General features: G+C 60.1%; 10 protein-coding genes. 5 read left to right on the top strand and 5 right to left on the bottom strand.

The features are described 5' to 3' along the window. Window positions 1-87: 87 nt before the first annotated feature. Together nagZ and IB254_RS07290 are read left to right on the top strand one after the other, a co-directional pair. On the top strand, window positions 88-1,098 hold the full coding sequence (gene nagZ / locus IB254_RS07295) for a beta-N-acetylhexosaminidase (RefSeq protein WP_192416886.1): 1,011 nt from the start codon (window positions 88-90) through the stop codon (window positions 1,096-1,098). Between the two features lie 12 nt (window positions 1,099-1,110). Continuing rightward, the gene (locus IB254_RS07290) at window positions 1,111-1,848 is read left to right on the top strand and encodes an S-methyl-5'-thioinosine phosphorylase (RefSeq protein WP_008028469.1); all 738 of its coding nucleotides are present in this window, start codon (window positions 1,111-1,113) and stop codon (window positions 1,846-1,848) included. Between the two features lie 123 nt (window positions 1,849-1,971). Here the strand turns inward: IB254_RS07290 and IB254_RS07285 are convergent, their stop codons facing one another. From IB254_RS07285 to mfd, 3 genes are read right to left on the bottom strand one after another with little or no spacing between them, the layout of a single operon-like run. Further along, window positions 1,972-4,662, bottom strand: a complete 2,691-nt coding sequence (locus IB254_RS07285) for a DEAD/DEAH box helicase (protein WP_192416885.1) — start codon at window positions 4,660-4,662, stop codon at window positions 1,972-1,974. 11 nt (window positions 4,663-4,673) lie between these two features. Then, window positions 4,674-5,240 carry a CsiV family protein gene (locus IB254_RS07280; RefSeq protein ID WP_008028464.1) on the bottom strand — a complete coding sequence of 189 codons (567 nt, stop codon included), beginning with the start codon at window positions 5,238-5,240 and terminating at the stop codon, window positions 4,674-4,676. Between the two features lie 10 nt (window positions 5,241-5,250). Beyond that, entirely contained in the window at window positions 5,251-8,700 is a 3,450-nt protein-coding gene (gene mfd, locus IB254_RS07275; RefSeq protein WP_192416884.1) for a transcription-repair coupling factor, read from the bottom strand. A gap of 363 nt (window positions 8,701-9,063) precedes the next feature. Between mfd and IB254_RS07270 the strand changes: the two genes are divergently transcribed. Continuing rightward, window positions 9,064-10,527, top strand: a complete 1,464-nt coding sequence (locus IB254_RS07270) for a glyceraldehyde-3-phosphate dehydrogenase (protein WP_008028461.1) — start codon at window positions 9,064-9,066, stop codon at window positions 10,525-10,527. A 172-nt stretch (window positions 10,528-10,699) separates the two neighbouring features. On the opposite strand, the gene IB254_RS07265 is transcribed toward IB254_RS07270, so the two are convergent. Next, window positions 10,700-11,998, bottom strand: a complete 1,299-nt coding sequence (locus IB254_RS07265) for an MFS transporter (protein ID WP_008028459.1) — start codon at window positions 11,996-11,998, stop codon at window positions 10,700-10,702. A gap of 55 nt (window positions 11,999-12,053) precedes the next feature. On the opposite strand from IB254_RS07265, the gene IB254_RS07260 reads away from it, so the two are divergent. After that, window positions 12,054-13,103, top strand: coding sequence for an FAD:protein FMN transferase (locus IB254_RS07260; RefSeq protein WP_192226579.1), 1,050 nt, complete (start codon window positions 12,054-12,056; stop codon window positions 13,101-13,103). Between the two features lie 207 nt (window positions 13,104-13,310). After that, window positions 13,311-14,705: a Si-specific NAD(P)(+) transhydrogenase gene (gene sthA, locus IB254_RS07255; RefSeq protein ID WP_008028455.1), complete on the top strand. Its 1,395-nt coding sequence runs from the start codon at window positions 13,311-13,313 to the stop codon at window positions 14,703-14,705. 42 nt (window positions 14,706-14,747) lie between these two features. On the opposite strand, the gene IB254_RS07250 is transcribed toward sthA, so the two are convergent. Continuing rightward, window positions 14,748-15,470: a glycerophosphodiester phosphodiesterase gene (locus IB254_RS07250; protein WP_192416883.1), complete on the bottom strand. Its 723-nt coding sequence runs from the start codon at window positions 15,468-15,470 to the stop codon at window positions 14,748-14,750. Between the last annotated feature and the right edge of the window lie 13 nt (window positions 15,471-15,483).

The raw sequence follows: 15,483 nt of genomic DNA, 5'->3' as shown, positions 1-15,483 counted from the left end.
GCTCCCCATAGATATCGCCGACCTGCCGGGCAAAGTCCGCAGCGGCGAACGCGTGCGAGCCGGGTTTATCGTTATCAAGGAATCTCTATGACTGCTGGCCTGCAAGGCTCGTTGATGGTGGACGTCGCCGGTACCTGGCTGACGGCTGAAGATCGCCAATTGTTACGCCAACCGGAAGTGGGCGGCCTGATCATTTTTGCCCGCAACATCGAACACCCGCGTCAGGTGCGCGAACTGAGCGCCGCCATCCGCGCCGTTCGACCTGATCTGCTGCTGGCAGTGGATCAGGAGGGCGGTCGGGTGCAGCGCCTGCGCCAGGGCTTCGTGCGACTGCCGGCCATGCGCGCCATTGCCGACAACCCGAACGCCGAATACCTGGCCGAGCAGTGCGGCTGGGTCATGGCGACCGAAGTGTTGGCCGTCGGCCTCGACCTGAGCTTTGCCCCGGTGCTAGATCTGGATTACCAGCGCAGCGCCGTGGTCGGTACCCGTTCGTTCGAAGGTGACCCGGAACACGCCGCACTGCTGGCAGGTGCATTTATCCGTGGCATGAACAGCGCCGGCATGGCCGCCACCGGTAAGCACTTCCCTGGCCACGGCTGGGCGGAGGCCGATTCCCACGTCGCGATCCCGAATGACGAGCGCAGCCTTGATGAAATCCGCGCCAACGACCTGGTGCCGTTTGCCAAATTGAGCAAGCAACTGGCCGCCGTCATGCCGGCCCATGTCATTTATCCACAAGTCGATTCCCAGCCGGCCGGCTTCTCCCGTCGCTGGTTGCAGGACATCCTGCGCGGCGAGTTGCAGTTCGACGGCGTGATCTTCAGCGATGACCTGTCGATGGCCGGCGCTCACGTGGTCGGCGATGCTGCCAGCCGTATCGAAGCCGCGCTTAGCGCTGGTTGCGACATGGGCCTGGTGTGCAACGACCGCGCGGCTGCGGAGCTCGCGCTGAGTGCCGCCCAGCGTCTGAAGGTCAAACCGTCCGAGCGCATTGCGCGGATGCGCGGCCAGTCGTATGCCAGCACTGAATACCGTCAAGACCCGCGCTGGCTGACGGCCATTGGTGCGCTCAAAGACGCTCAACTGATTGAATAAGGACTTTACGTTATGACGGTTTACGCGATTATCGGTGGCACCGGCCTGACTCAACTGGAAGGCCTGAGCATCCGTCAGTCACTGGCGGTGGACACCCCTTACGGCACGCCTTCGGCCGAGGTGCAGATCGGTGAGTACGCCGGCAAGGAAGTGCTGTTCCTCGCGCGTCATGGTCACCCGCACCGTTTCCCGCCGCATCAGGTGAACTACCGCGCCAACCTCTGGGCGCTAAAGCAGGCTGGCGCCGAAGCGATTCTTGCGGTCAACGCAGTTGGTGGGATTCATGCCGCGATGGGCACCGGGCATTTCTGCGTGCCGCATCAACTGATCGATTACACCAGCGGTCGCGAACACACCTATTTTGCCGATGATCTGGAACAGGTCACCCACATCGACTTCAGCTATCCCTACAGCGAACCGCTGCGCGAGCAATTGATCGCGGCATTGGCGGCTGAAGGCGTTGGCTACAGCAGTCATGGCGTGTATGCCTGCACGCAGGGGCCGCGCCTGGAAACGGTGGCGGAAATTGCTCGTCTGGAGCGTGACGGTTGCGACATCGTCGGCATGACCGGCATGCCGGAAGCGGCATTGGCGCGTGAGCTGGAGCTGGATTACGCGTGCCTGGCGCTGGTGGTGAACCCGGCGGCGGGCAAGTCGACAGCTGTGATTACCATGGCCGAGATCGAGCAGGCGTTGCATGACGGAATGGGTAAGGTGAAGTCGACGTTGGCGCGGGTGCTTAAAGGTTAGTCTGTCGATAGACCGAGTCGACGCTATCGCCGGCAAGCCGGTCTCGCTCCCACAGGGGGATTTGGGTAGGCCAGAACCCTTGTGGGAGCGAGCCTGCTCGCGATGGCAATCTAACTGGCGCCACTACTTATCGATCTTCTCCGGCAGCGGCGCAAACAACGCCTCGATATCATCACTCTGCAACTTCCAGTCCCCAGCCTTGCGCCCATCCAGCACGCCTGCTGCCAAGTCGGATTTTTCCTTCTGCAGGTGCTGAATTTTCTCTTCCACCGTGCCCCGGGCAATCATCTTGTAAACGAACACCGGTTTCTCCTGGCCGATGCGATATGCGCGGTCAGTCGCCTGGTTTTCCGTCGCCGGGTTCCACCACGGGTCGTAGTGAATCACCGTATCCGCTTCCGTCAGGTTCAAGCCAACACCGCCTGCCTTCAAGCTGATCAGAAAGATCTGACGTTTGCCGCTCTGGAAGTCTTTCACCGGGGAGCGTCGGTCGCGAGTCTGTCCGGTCAGCAACGCATACTCCACGCCGCGCTTCTTCAGTTCGACCTCGATTAACGCCAGCATCGAAGTGAACTGCGAAAACAGCAGAATCCGTCGGCCTTCCTCGAACAACTCCTCAAGCATTTCCATCAGGCTGTCGAGCTTGCCCGAGGTGCTTCCGCGAGTCGGCAGGGCTGCGTCGTTGACCAGGCGCAAGTCGCAGCAGACCTGACGCAGCTTCAGCAACGCCTCAAGGATGATGATCTGGCTGCGTGCCACACCTTTGCGGGTGATTTCGTCGCGGACTTTCTTGTCCATCGCCAAACGCATGGTTTCGTACACATCGCGCTGGGCTTCGTTGAGCTCGACCCAATGGATGATCTCAGTTTTCGGCGGCAATTCCGTAGCCACCTGCTCTTTTGTCCTGCGCAGCAGGAACGGTTTGATCCTGCCGTTGAGGTGTTGAAGTCGTACTTCGCTGGCGCGCTTTTCAATCGGCACGCGGTAATCACGGTTGAAGCTTTTTACGTCGCCGAGCCAGCCGGGCAGCAGGAAGTGAAACAGCGACCACAGCTCACCCAGGTGGTTTTCCAGTGGCGTACCGCTCAGGCACAAACGCTGGCGTGCATTCAGCTCGCGTGCGGCGTGGGCGGCTTTGCTGTTGGGGTTCTTGATGTATTGCGCTTCGTCCAGCACCAACACGTGCAGTGGCTGTGCGGCCAGGCGTTCGACGTCCTTGGGCAGCAGCGCGTAGGTGGTGAGGATCAGGTCGTAATCGGCCAGACTGTCGAAATGCTTTTTACGACTGGCGCCGTACAGTGCCAGTACTTTCAGTTGCGGCGTGAAGTGCGCCGCTTCGTCGAGCCAGTTGGGAATCAGGCTGGTGGGCATCACCACCATGCACGGACGATCGAGGCGCCCGGCGTTTTTCTCACTGAGAACATGCGCCAGGGTTTGTAGGGTTTTGCCCAGGCCCATGTCATCCGCGAGAATCCCGCCAACCTCCAGTTGCCGCAGCGATTGCATCCAGCTCAAGCCTTCCAGCTGATAGGGGCGCAAGGTCGCGTTCAAGCCTTCCGGTGCAGCTGCGGTGTAGTCCTTGATGTCCCGCAGACGCTGGGCAAAGCTGCGCATCTGTTCGCCACCTTCCCAGAGCAGCGGCAGGTCTTCCAGCGGATTCAGGCGTGTCGCGTCGGCCTTGCTCAGGCGCAGCGTGGTTTCACCGGGCTCTTGCAGATAGAACTCGCCGAGGGTCGCCAGCACCGGTTTCAACCGGCCAAAGGGCAGGGCGACTTGCAACGGCCCATGCTCGGAGTTCGGGCGATGGGGGATGTTCACCAAAATCAATTCATCGTCGCGACGTCGTGCGAGGCGTTCCGGGTTGAGGATCTCGGTGTGGGAGCGCATCAGGTTCAACAGGATGGGCAGCAGGCTTAACCGCTCACCATTGACGATGATTCCCAGTTCCAGATCAAACCAGTCGCGCTCCGGCGCCTGTTCGACGGTGGCGTACCAGTCGTCCACGGCGGTCAGGTCGAAACCGAAATCCTCGTCGATCTGCAACTCCCAGCCTTGAGTGCGCAGCTTCGGCAACTCATTGAGCGTGAAGGTCAGCCAGGCACTGTCATTGACCATCTCATAGAGTTCGCCGGCACTTTCCGGCAAGGCTTTACTTTGCCGGGTGGCGATCTTGAAACCGAGGATTCGTAACTGTTCCCTGTAGGCCTGTTCGACTTCCGGATGGCGTTTTATCCGTAATGTCTGCGCCTCCTGACGTATCAGGATGTCGGCGTTTTTCTGTCCGCAAACGTATTCATCCAGATAGCTGAAAGACAACGCAGCGCGATGCTGGATGTAACGCTGCATCTTGCCGTTGCGAGGCTCGAAGGCGCTGAACTCAATGCTCGCCAGCCACAGGCGCGGCACCGGTTGCACGTTGTCCACCAGCACTTGCGGCGGTGCTTTCGGGCTGCGGTTTTCCAGTACGGCCTGGAGTTTTTCCAGCAATTCGGCGTCTTGAGCGGCGGCGGGATAGGCGAGGGTTTCCTGCACCTTCAACAGCACGGCTGCGCAATGTTTGCAGTTGCTGCGGACCGGGCATGTACACGTGGCATCGACCATCAGCAGCGTGCTTTTGGCTGACTCGCGCAGGCGAATGGTCTGACGGTATACGTTACCGCCAGAACCTTCGCACGCGGCAGTAATGGTTGCGTCGCCGACTTCCACGATCCTGACGCGGTTCTCCAGCGCATAGCGGCGGCCGCGCTCCAGGCTTTGTTCCTTGAATCGACTGACCCATGAAGGTGCCAGGGGTTTGCTCAGGGTCGCGGGCATAGGGACTTCAATCAGTCCGGAATTTGTTCGGGGACTGGCCGAGGCGCAGGGGCGGTGAGCGAGGTGATCTTGATCAGCAGGCCGAGGTGACCGTTGTCGAGGAAGTTCAGCTGGCCGTTCTTGGTGTGGCTTTCTTGTTTGAGGCGTTCGCTGGCGGTCACCATGCCGTTGGCGTCGATCTGGTTGACCCAGAAGTCGGCGTCAACGTCGGTGAAGCGCCCCAGTTTCAGGTTCAGCGTGCCCTCGATCGGGAATTGGCCGAACTGTTCCTTGCCGTCGCTGACCGCAACTTTGCTGGCTTCTTCGCCGAGATTTTGCTGCCAGGCCTTGTGCAGCAACACTGTGTATTCATTGCTGGCGGTGAGTTTTTCCACTTCGCCATTCAGGCTCGGCGTACGCAGGCTCTCGGGGCGGATTTGCTGGGCGCCGGCGGCCCAGTCTTCCGGCGCGGCGCGGCTGACGATGGCGGGCACGGCGTTTTGCCGGACCAGAATCATTTCGATCTGATACAGGTCATCGGCAAACGCCGTTGGGGCGACCAGGGTGGTCAGCAAAGTCAGTAAACGAAACAGGCGCATGCGGCGTCCTTCAAGCAGTTTTCGGAATGAGGCATTCAAGCAATGCCTCTACAGTATTAAAGCGCTCTTCCGGGCGCTCCATCGGGACCATGAATTTAAACATCGTGGCCCCTTCGAATTTGTAGCGTTTAGGCTGGCCCTGAATCAGTTTGATCAGGGTTAGCGGATCGACCGGTGTCTGCGCCGCGAACTCGATCCGGCCGCCTTGCGGGCCGCCGTCGACTTTCTTGATGCCCAGCACTTCGGCTTGCAACTTCAGCCCCGTGATGCGCATCAGGTTCTTGGTCGGTTCTGGCAGCAGGCCGAAACGGTCGATCATCTCGACTTGCAGGTCCTTGAGACCCTCCTCATCGGTGGCCGAGGCAATGCGTTTGTAGAGAATCAGTCGCGCGTGGACATCCGGCAGATAGTCTTCGGGAATCAGCGCCGGAACACGCAAATTGACTTCCGGGCCACCGCCCAACGGCTGATCGAGATTCGGTTGTTCGCCCTTGCGGATCGACTTCACCGCACGCTCGAGCATCTCCATGTACAGGGTGAAGCCGACCGCCTGGATCTGCCCGCTCTGCCCGTCGCCCAGCAGTTCGCCGGCGCCACGGATTTCCAGGTCGTTGGTGGCGAGCACGAAGCCCGCACCGAGGTCCTGGGTATTGGCGATCGCCTCCAGACGCTTTTCAGCGTCCGGGGTGATTTGCTGGCGCGGCGGTGTCAGCAGATAAGCATAGGCCTGGTGGTGACTGCGACCGACGCGTCCGCGCAACTGGTGCAACTGCGCCAGGCCGAATTTGTCGGCGCGCTCGATGATGATGGTGTTGGCGCTCGGCACGTCGATGCCGGTCTCGATGATGGTCGAGGCGATCAGTACGTTGAAGCGCTTGTGGTAGAAGTCGCTCATCACCTGCTCGAGTTCGCGCTCGCGCATCTGCCCGTGACCGATGCCGATCCGCGCTTCCGGCACCAGTTCGGCGAGGTCGGCGGCGCATTTTTCGATGGTCTTCACGTCGTTGTGCAGGTAGTAGACCTGGCCGCCACGCAGCAGCTCCCGCAGCAGCGCCTCTTTGACCGTGCTCTTGTTCTGCTCCATGACGAACGTCCGCACCGACAGGCGACGGGCCGGTGGCGTGGCGATGATCGACAGGTCACGCATGCCGGACACTGCCATGTTCAGCGTGCGCGGAATCGGCGTGGCGGTCAGCGTGAGGATGTCGACTTCACTGCGCAGGGCCTTGAGCTGTTCTTTCTGACGGACACCGAAACGGTGTTCTTCGTCGATGATCACCAGCCCGAGGTTTTTGATTTTCACGTCGTCTTGCAGCAGCTTGTGCGTGCCGATGACGATATCGATCTTGCCTTCGGCGAGGTCGGCGACGGCGGCATTCACTTCCTTGGTCGACTTGAAGCGGCTCATCACTTCCACGGTCACCGGCCAGTCGGCGAAGCGGTCGCGGAAACTGTTGTAGTGCTGTTGGGCGAGCAGGGTGGTCGGCACCAGGATTGCCACCTGGCGACCGCCGTGCACCGCAATGAACGCAGCGCGCATCGCCACTTCGGTCTTGCCGAAACCGACATCGCCGCAGACCAGCCGGTCCATCGGTTTTGGCGCGAGCATGTCGGCACGCACGGCTTCGATGGTGGTTTGCTGGTCCGGGGTTTCTTCGAACGGGAACCCGGCGCTGAAAGTGGCGTAATCGGCTTTCGGATCTTCGAAGGCATAACCTTCGCGAGCAGCGCGGCGGGCATAGATGTCGAGCAATTCAGCCGCCACATCGCGCACCTGTTCGGCGGCTTTGCGTTTGGCTTTCTGCCAGGTTTCCGAGCCGAGACGGTGCAATGGGGCCAGGGCATCGTCGCTGCCGGTGTAGCGGGCGATCAGGTGCAGGTTGGCCACCGGCACGTACAGTTTGGCGCCTTCTGCGTATTGCAGGGTCAGGAACTCGGCGGCTTGATCGTCGATTTCCAGCGTCGCCAGGCCCAGATAGCGGCCAACGCCGTGATCGATGTGCACCACCGGCGCGCCTTCGCGCAGTTCGGTGAGGTTTTTGATCACGGCGTCGTTGTTGGCGTCGGCGCGTTTTTCACGGCGACGGCGCTGCATCACGCGCTGACCGAACAACGGACTTTCGGCGACCAGCGCCAGGGCCGGATCGTCGAGCACCAGGCCTTCGTCGAGCGGTGCGATGGTGATCGCCAGGCGCTCCTTGCTCGCGACAAAGTCGGGCCAGCTGTCGACGGTTTTCGGTCGCAGCTTCAGGCGTTCCAGCAGTTCCAGCAGCACTTCGCGACGGCCCGCAGACTCGGCGGTGAACAGCACGCGACCAGGGAACTCGTCGAGGAAACCGGCCAGCGCGGCCAGCGGTTGAGTGGCTTTGGCTTCGATGGCCAGGTTCGGCAGTTCTCGCGCCGGGAAGCGCTCGCGGCCAACACCGGTTTCAACGTCCTGTTGACTGGCGACGACGCGTGGCCAGTTCTTCAGGCGTGCGAAGCAGTCCTCCACCGGCAGGAACAATTCGGCTGGCGGTAATAAAGGGCGGGACGGATCGACACGGCGCTCTTCATAACGATTGCGCACGTCGTTCCAGAAGTTTTCCGCCGCCTGCTCGATGCCCGGCAGGGAAAACACCTGGGTGTCCTGGGGCAGGTAATCGAACAGGGTCGAGGTTTCGTCGAAGAACAGCGGCAGGTAGTACTCGATACCCGCCGGTGTAATCCCGCTGCTCAGGTCCTGAAAGATCGGGCAGCGGCGGAAATCGACATCGAAGCGCTCACGGAAGCGTGCCTTGAAACGGGTGACCGCATCTTTCTGCAGCGGGAATTCCCGTGCAGGCAGCAAGCGGACGGTGTCGACTTTATCGATGGAGCGCTGGTTTTCCGGATCGAAGGTACGCAGCGTCTCGATTTCGTCATCGAACAGGTCAATCCGGAAGGGCAGTTTGCTGCCCATCGGGAACAGATCGATCAGCGAGCCGCGGACGGTGAATTCGCCGTGCTCGTACACCGTGTCGACGTAGCGATAACCGCTGGCCTCAAGCCGGGTGCGCATTTGCTCGACGTCGAGCTTCTGGCCAACGTCCAGCACCAGGCTGCTGCCGAGCAGGAATTTGGTCGGCGCCAAGCGGTGCAGGGCCGTGGTGATCGGCACCACCAGCACGCCATGGCTCAACTCCGGCAATCTATATAGAGCAGCGATGCGCTGGGAAATGATGTCCTGGTGTGGCGAAAACAGATCGTAGGGCAGGGTTTCCCAGTCCGGGAAATGCAGCACCGGCAAATCCGGGGCGAAGAAACCCAGCTCCTGCTCCAGCCGCTCGGCACTTTGGCTGTCGGCGGTCAGTAGCAGGGTAAAGCGCTTGGCAGCGCTGGCAGCCTCGGCAATGGCCAGGCTCAGGGCGGCACCGGGCAGGTTGCCCCAGTGCTGTTTACCTGCCGCGGCAGGGAGAAGCGGTAGACGCAGAACGGGCACGGAAGGTTGAGCTCCAAGCGTTGCGACAAAGTCGGTAATTGTAGCGGCCCCGGGTGCCGCCTGTCAGTTGCTGACTGTGTCTATTACGCAGGTTTGGCGAAATGTAGTGGTAAAGACAAAAAACGCCGGTTTTTTGCTGAAAATTACTGATTATGTAGTGGCAAAATGACCGAGTGTTACGGAGGGTTACGGATAAGACAGCGATGTCTCCAAAAAATTGACTTCGCTGAAAGCCGCGGTTTTACTGGGCTTCGGCGGTGCGTAATTTTTTTGAAGAAGAAATTGTTACGGATCGCACGACAGGCGCGCATTGCTACGAGAGACACTCGGCGGCATAATGTAGCCCCTTTTTTCTGCCCCTACATGTGGAAGGTTCCCGTGACTCAGAAGCCCGACCAGTGTCTTGGTGAATGGATCGACCGTGAAGCACTCGCAGAAGCGATGATTCCGCTTATCGGTCAGCTCTACCGCAATAACAACGTGGTGAGCTCGATCTATGGCCGCAGCCTGATCAACCAGTCTGTCATCGCGATTCTCAAAGCTCACCGCTTTGCTCGCCATCGTTCTTCCGACGATAGCGAACTCTCCGTCCACGAAACATTCCCTCTGCTGAAAGCCATGAGCGAGCTCAAGCTCGGCGCGGCTTCGGTAGATTTGGGCAAGTTGGCGTACAAATTCCGCGTCGAAGGCAATGGCCGTACTGCCGAGCAGTTCGTCCGTGAAGAAATGGCTGAAGTGGTTGGCCAGCAAAACGCCTCCGCTCGCAAAGGCACCGACGTTGTGCTGTACGGCTTCGGTCGTATCGGCCGTCTGCTGGCGCGCATCCTGATCGAAAAAACCGGTGGCGGCGACGGTCTGCGTCTGCGTGCCATCGTGGTGCGCAAGGGCGCCGAGAACGACCTGACCAAGCGCGCCAGCCTGCTGCGCCGCGATTCGGTACATGGTTCGTTCAACGGCACCATCACCATCGATGAAGAAAACAACACCATCACCGCCAACGGCAACCTGATCCAGGTTATCTACGCGAAGAACCCGACTGAAGTGGATTACACCCAGTACGGCATCAAAGACGCGCTGCTGGTGGACAACACCGGTGTATGGCGTGACGCCGATGGTCTGGGCCAGCACTTGGCCTGCCCGGGTATCGACCGCGTTGTTCTGACCGCGCCTGGCAAAGGCAAGCTGAAGAACATCGTTCACGGCATCAACCACGGCGAAATCACCGCTGACGACAAGATCGTTTCGGCTGCTTCCTGCACCACCAACGCCATCGTGCCGGTGCTGAAGGCTGTCAACGACAAGTTCGGCATCGTCAATGGTCACGTTGAAACGGTTCACTCGTACACCAACGACCAGAACCTGATCGACAACTTCCACAAGGGCGATCGCCGTGGCCGTAGCGCCGCGTTGAACATGGTGATCACCGAGACCGGTGCTGCCACCGCTGCTGCGAAGGCATTGCCTGAGCTGGCCGGCAAGCTGACCGGTAACGCGATCCGTGTTCCGACGCCAAACGTGTCGATGGCCATTCTCAACCTGAACCTTGAGAAAGCCGCTACCCGCGAAGAGATGAACGAGTACCTGCGCTACATGGCGCTGCACTCCGATCTGCACAAGCAAATCGACTTCGTCAATTCGCAGGAAGTGGTTTCCACCGACTTCGTTGGCTCGCGCCACGCAGGCGTTGTGGACGCTGAAGCAACCATCACCCAAGATAACCGCGTTGTTCTGTACGTTTGGTACGACAACGAGTTCGGTTACAGCTGCCAGGTGGTTCGCGTGATGGAAGACATGGCCGGTGTAAACCCGCCAGCATTCCCGCGCTAAGCCTTAGCTGCACATGAAAACGCCCCGACTTTGGTCGGGGCGTTTTTGTTTGTGCAGGCTTTTGAGCCGTATCGCCAGGTCGGGCCTCATCGCTAGCAGGCTAGCTCCCACAGGGGGCTTGTGAACGACACAGACCCAATGTGGGAGCTAGCCTGCTAGCGATGGCGGTCTGTCAGGCGCCGCCAACCACCGCTGCCTGCGCCGTCCGCAACTCATGCCGGTTACCACGGAACAACACCAGCGTCGCAATCAACCCCAGCACTGCCGCACCGCTGAGCCAGATCCCCGGTGCAGCCTTGTTATCCAGCACATGAATCAGGTACGTACAGGCTGCTGGCGTAAACCCACCGAAGGTTGCTGTCGCAAGGCTGTAGGCCAGAGAGAAGCCGGTCGTACGAACTTCCACCGGCATGATCTCGGTCAGCGCCACGACCATGGCACCGTTGTACGAGCCATACAGGAACGACAACCACAACTCGACGATCAGCAAATGGCTGAAGCTCGGGTTCGCTACCAGCCACGACAGGGCCGGGTAGGCGGTGAGAATCGCCAGAATGGTCGCCGCGAGAAGCAGGGGTTTTCGCCCGATCCTGTCGGACACAGCGCCCATCACCGGCAGCCAGAAAAAGTTCGACAGGCCGATACAGACCGTCACCAGCAACGCATCCAGATCCGACAGGTGCAGTTCGGCCTTGCCGAAGGTCGGGGTGTAGGCGGTGATCAGGTAGAACGACACCGTGGTCATCACCACCAACGCCATGCCGGCGATGACAATGCCAAAGTTCTGACCGATCGAGTGGACGATTTCCCGCAGGGTAGGGCGGTGTTTTCGTGCCTGGAACTCAGGCGTTTCTTCCAGCGAACGGCGAATCACGAAGATCACCGGCACGATCATGCAGCCGATCAGGAACGGCACGCGCCACCCCCATTCGCCCATTTCTTCCGGACTGAGCCAGTGGTTCAAACCCACCCCCAGCAGGCCGGCAAACACCACCGCCGCTTGCTGGCTGGCAGACTGCCAACTGACGAAGAATCCTTTGCGCCCCGGTGTGGAAATCTCCGCGAGATACACCGACACACCGCCCAGTTCCACGCCGGCAGAGAAACCTTGCAGCAGTCGGCCGAACAGCACGATCAGCGGCGCGGCCACGCCCAGCGTGGCGTAACCCGGCACGCAGGCAATCAGCACCGTGCCGGCCGCCATCATCGCGAGGGTGATGATCAAACCTTTGCGGCGGCCATGACGGTCGATGTAGGCACCGAGGAAAATCGCCCCCAACGGGCGCATCAGGAAGCCGGCACCGAAGGTGGCCAGCGACAGCATCAGGGAAGCGAAAGCGCTGTCGGCGGGGAAGAAGGTTTTGGCGATGGCTGTGGCGTAAAAGCCGTAGACCATGAAGTCGAACATCTCGAGAAAGTTGCCGCTGACAACGCGAAAAATCGCTTTGCCTTTGCCGGTCGTGGAGGACATGTCTGGATACTCACTTTTTAAAACTTGTAAGAAAGCGTTTCGCGTGTGTCCCATAATGGCTGGCGTGCTTTTACTGGGAGATGAAGATTTGTTAACTGGACGTTGGAAGGTGGTTGTGATGCTGGCTGGTGTTTTGGCTGGCTGCGGCAATGGCGATTCCATGGAAAGCGTCGGCGGCCCGACTATGGGAAGCACTTATTCAATCAAATACGTGCGCCATGCCAATCTGCCCGCGCCCGCACAGGTGCGCAGCGAGGTGGAGAAGATCCTCGCCGAGGTCGACAAGCAAATGTCTACCTATCGCAGCGATTCGGACATCGAACGCTTCAACGATCTGCCCGCCAATCGCTGTCAGAAAATGCCCGCGTCCATCCTCAAATTGATCCGCGTTGGTGAACAACTGTCAGAGCAAAGCGAAGGATCCTACGACCTGACCGTGGAGCCATTGCTCAATCTCTGGGGGTTCGGCCCCCGGGCGCGTGAAGAAAAAGTGCCCAATGCCCAAGCGCTTGCCGAGGTGCGGCAGCGAGTCGGTTATCAGCATCTGCGCATCGAAGGCGATCAGTTGTGCAAGGACGCTGCCGTCGAAGTCGACTTCAATAGCATCGCCGCCGGCTACGCCGTCGATACGATTGCCGCAAAGCTCGACGCGATGGGCATCCACGACTACCTCGCCGAAGCCACCGGAGAGCTCAAGGCTGCTGGCAAGAAACTTGATGGCTCGCCGTGGCGCATCGCGCTTGAACAACCCCGAGACGATCAGCAAGTTGCAGAACGCATCATCGCGGTCGACGGCTACGGCGTTTCCACTTCCGGCGACTATCGCAACTATTTTCTGCAGGACGGTCGGCGTTATTCCCACACCTTCGATGCTCACACCGGTACGCCGGTCTCACACACACTGGCGTCAGTCACGGTCATTCATCCTTCAGCGTTGATGGCCGATGGACTATCGACGCTGTTGCTGATTCTCGGTCCTGAACGGGGTTGGGACTATGCCGAAACCCACAACATAGGTGCATTCTTTGTGATTCGTGCCGATACAGGTTTCGTCATACGTACCAATCAGGCTTTTGAGCGTCTCAGTGGTGGTAAAACCGAATGATTACGGTGATGCACGCATTGAAAACTGGCGTTGTAGTGCAGGCAAAAGTAGCCTACGACGCGACCAAGGGTTAATGTGCGCGGCGTTGACGCTTCTATAGACTGTGTCCGGGTTCTGCACTGGCCCCAAATTGTTCCTTCACGCCGCAGATCGGCGTGATTTAGCCGCGGGTGCCGAGAGCGCCGCGGCCTGTTCTGAGGAGTATGCATGGCTGTCTACAACTACGACGTGGTGGTGCTGGGTTCCGGCCCGGCGGGAGAAGGCGCGGCAATGAACGCCGCCAAAGCAGGGCGCAAGGTGGCGATGGTCGATAGTCGTCGCCAGGTTGGCGGCAACTGCACCCACCTGGGCACCATCCCGTCCAAGGCACTGCGTCACTCCGTCCGGCAGATCATGCAGTTCAACACCAACCCGATGTTCCGGGCCATTGGTGAGCCGCGCTGGTTCTCGTTCCCGGACGTGCTGAAAAGCGCCGAGAAAGTCATTTCCAAACAAGTCGCTTCGCGCACCGGCTACTACGCCCGTAACCGCGTCGACGTGTTCTTCGGCACCGGCAGCTTCGCCGACGAGCAAACCATCGAAGTGGTCTGCGCCAACGGTGTGGTTGAAAAACTGGTGGCCAAGCACATCATCATCGCCACCGGCTCGCGTCCTTATCGCCCGGCGGACATCGATTTCCATCACCCGCGTATCTACGATAGCGACACCATCCTCAGCCTCGGCCACACCCCGCGCAAACTCATCGTTTACGGCGCCGGCGTGATCGGTTGCGAATACGCGTCGATCTTCAGTGGTCTGGGCGTACTGGTTGAGCTGGTAGACAACCGCGGTCAGTTGTTGAGCTTCCTCGACTCGGAAATCTCCCAGGCGCTGAGCTACCACTTCAGCAACAACAACATCACGGTTCGCCACAACGAAGACTACGACCGCGTCGAAGGCGTGGACAACGGTGTGATCCTGCACCTCAAGTCCGGCAAGAAGATCAAGGCCGACGCCTTGCTCTGGTGCAACGGTCGTACCGGCAACACCGATCAGTTGGGTCTGGAAAACATCGGCGTCAAGGTCAACAGCCGTGGCCAGATCGAAGTCGACGAAGCCTACCGCACCTGCGTGCCGAACATTTACGGCGCCGGTGACGTGATCGGCTGGCCGAGCCTGGCCAGTGCTGCGCACGACCAGGGCCGTTCGGCCGCTGGCAGCATCGTCGACAACGGCAGCTGGCGCTTCGTCAACGATGTACCGACCGGCATCTACACCATTCCGGAGATCAGCTCGATCGGCAAGAACGAGCAGGAGCTGACTCAGGCCAAAGTGCCGTACGAAGTGGGCAAGGCGTTCTTCAAGGGCATGGCGCGTGCGCAGATCGCCGGCGAGCCTCAGGGCATGCTGAAGATCCTGTTCCACCGCGAAACGCTGGAAGTGCTGGGCGTGCACTGCTTCGGTTATCAGGCGTCGGAGATCGTGCACATCGGTCAGGCGATCATGAACCAGCCGGGCGAATTGAACACGCTGAAGTACTTCGTCAACACCACGTTCAACTACCCGACCATGGCCGAAGCCTATCGGGTAGCGGCGTACGATGGCCTCAACCGGCTTTTTTGAGCGGCTCCGGCCGGTGGCCTGAGCCGGCCGGGGAGACCGATTTCAGCAATTCTCGAGCGTGGCGGTGGCCAAACCGGGAAAGTCTGTAATCAGGCTGTCAACGCCGAAGTCGGCGAGTCTGCGCATCAGCGCGGGCTCGTTGACTGTCCACACCGACACATGCAACCCCTGTCGCTGTGCCTTCTCCAGGCGCTCCGGCGTGCACAGGGTCCAGTTCAGCGCCAGAATCTCACAGCCATAGCTTGCCGCGACCTTCAACGGGTCGAGCCAGGCGTACTCGGCTACCAATCCGCGGGACACGTCCGGCACCAGGTCCAGCGCGGCTTTCAGTACTTCGCGCGAGCTTGAGGTGATGGTCACCTTGTCGAGCAGGTCGTGACGTACAGCCATTTCACGAATCGCCAGGACGGTGGTCGCGGCGCGGGTGCGTGAAGCGCTTTTGACTTCCAGCTGCCAGTGTTCGAAATCGCATTTCTCGAACAGCTCTTCCAGCGTAGGAATCGGGCACGGCTTGATCCAGCCCGGTCCGCCCTTGCGCGCGTCGTAGGTCACCAGCTCGGCGGCCGTGTGCTCGACCACCTTGCCGCGTCGGTCGGTAGTACGCTTGAGCGTCGGGTCGTGGATGACCATCAGCTCGCCGTCCATGGACAGGTGCAGGTCCAGTTCGCAACGGCGCACGCCGTGCTTGAGGCATTGCTGAAAGCTGTTCAGCGTGTTTTCCGGTGCTTCGCCCTTGGCGCCGCGATGGCCGTAGATGAGGGTCACGGTTCTTCCTTAA

Source organism: Pseudomonas sp. PDM03 (assembly GCF_014852385.1).
In the GTDB taxonomy this organism is placed as follows: domain Bacteria; phylum Pseudomonadota; class Gammaproteobacteria; order Pseudomonadales; family Pseudomonadaceae; genus Aquipseudomonas; species Aquipseudomonas migulae.
Note: the sequence above shows the minus strand (reverse complement) of the source record. Positions and strands in the feature narration are given on the sequence as shown.

Coding starts and splice junctions, on each gene's coding strand:
- IB254_RS07270 (WP_008028461.1), top strand. CDS start 9,064: ATGTGGAAGGTTCCCGTGACTCAGAAGCCCGACCAGTGTCTTGGTGAA.
- IB254_RS07285 (WP_192416885.1), bottom strand. CDS start 4,662: ATGCCCGCGACCCTGAGCAAACCCCTGGCACCTTCATGGGTCAGTCGA.
- IB254_RS07260 (WP_192226579.1), top strand. CDS start 12,054: ATGGCTGGCGTGCTTTTACTGGGAGATGAAGATTTGTTAACTGGACGT.
- IB254_RS07265 (WP_008028459.1), bottom strand. CDS start 11,998: ATGTCCTCCACGACCGGCAAAGGCAAAGCGATTTTTCGCGTTGTCAGC.
- sthA (WP_008028455.1), top strand. CDS start 13,311: ATGGCTGTCTACAACTACGACGTGGTGGTGCTGGGTTCCGGCCCGGCG.
- IB254_RS07290 (WP_008028469.1), top strand. CDS start 1,111: ATGACGGTTTACGCGATTATCGGTGGCACCGGCCTGACTCAACTGGAA.
- IB254_RS07280 (WP_008028464.1), bottom strand. CDS start 5,240: ATGCGCCTGTTTCGTTTACTGACTTTGCTGACCACCCTGGTCGCCCCA.
- nagZ (WP_192416886.1), top strand. CDS start 88: ATGACTGCTGGCCTGCAAGGCTCGTTGATGGTGGACGTCGCCGGTACC.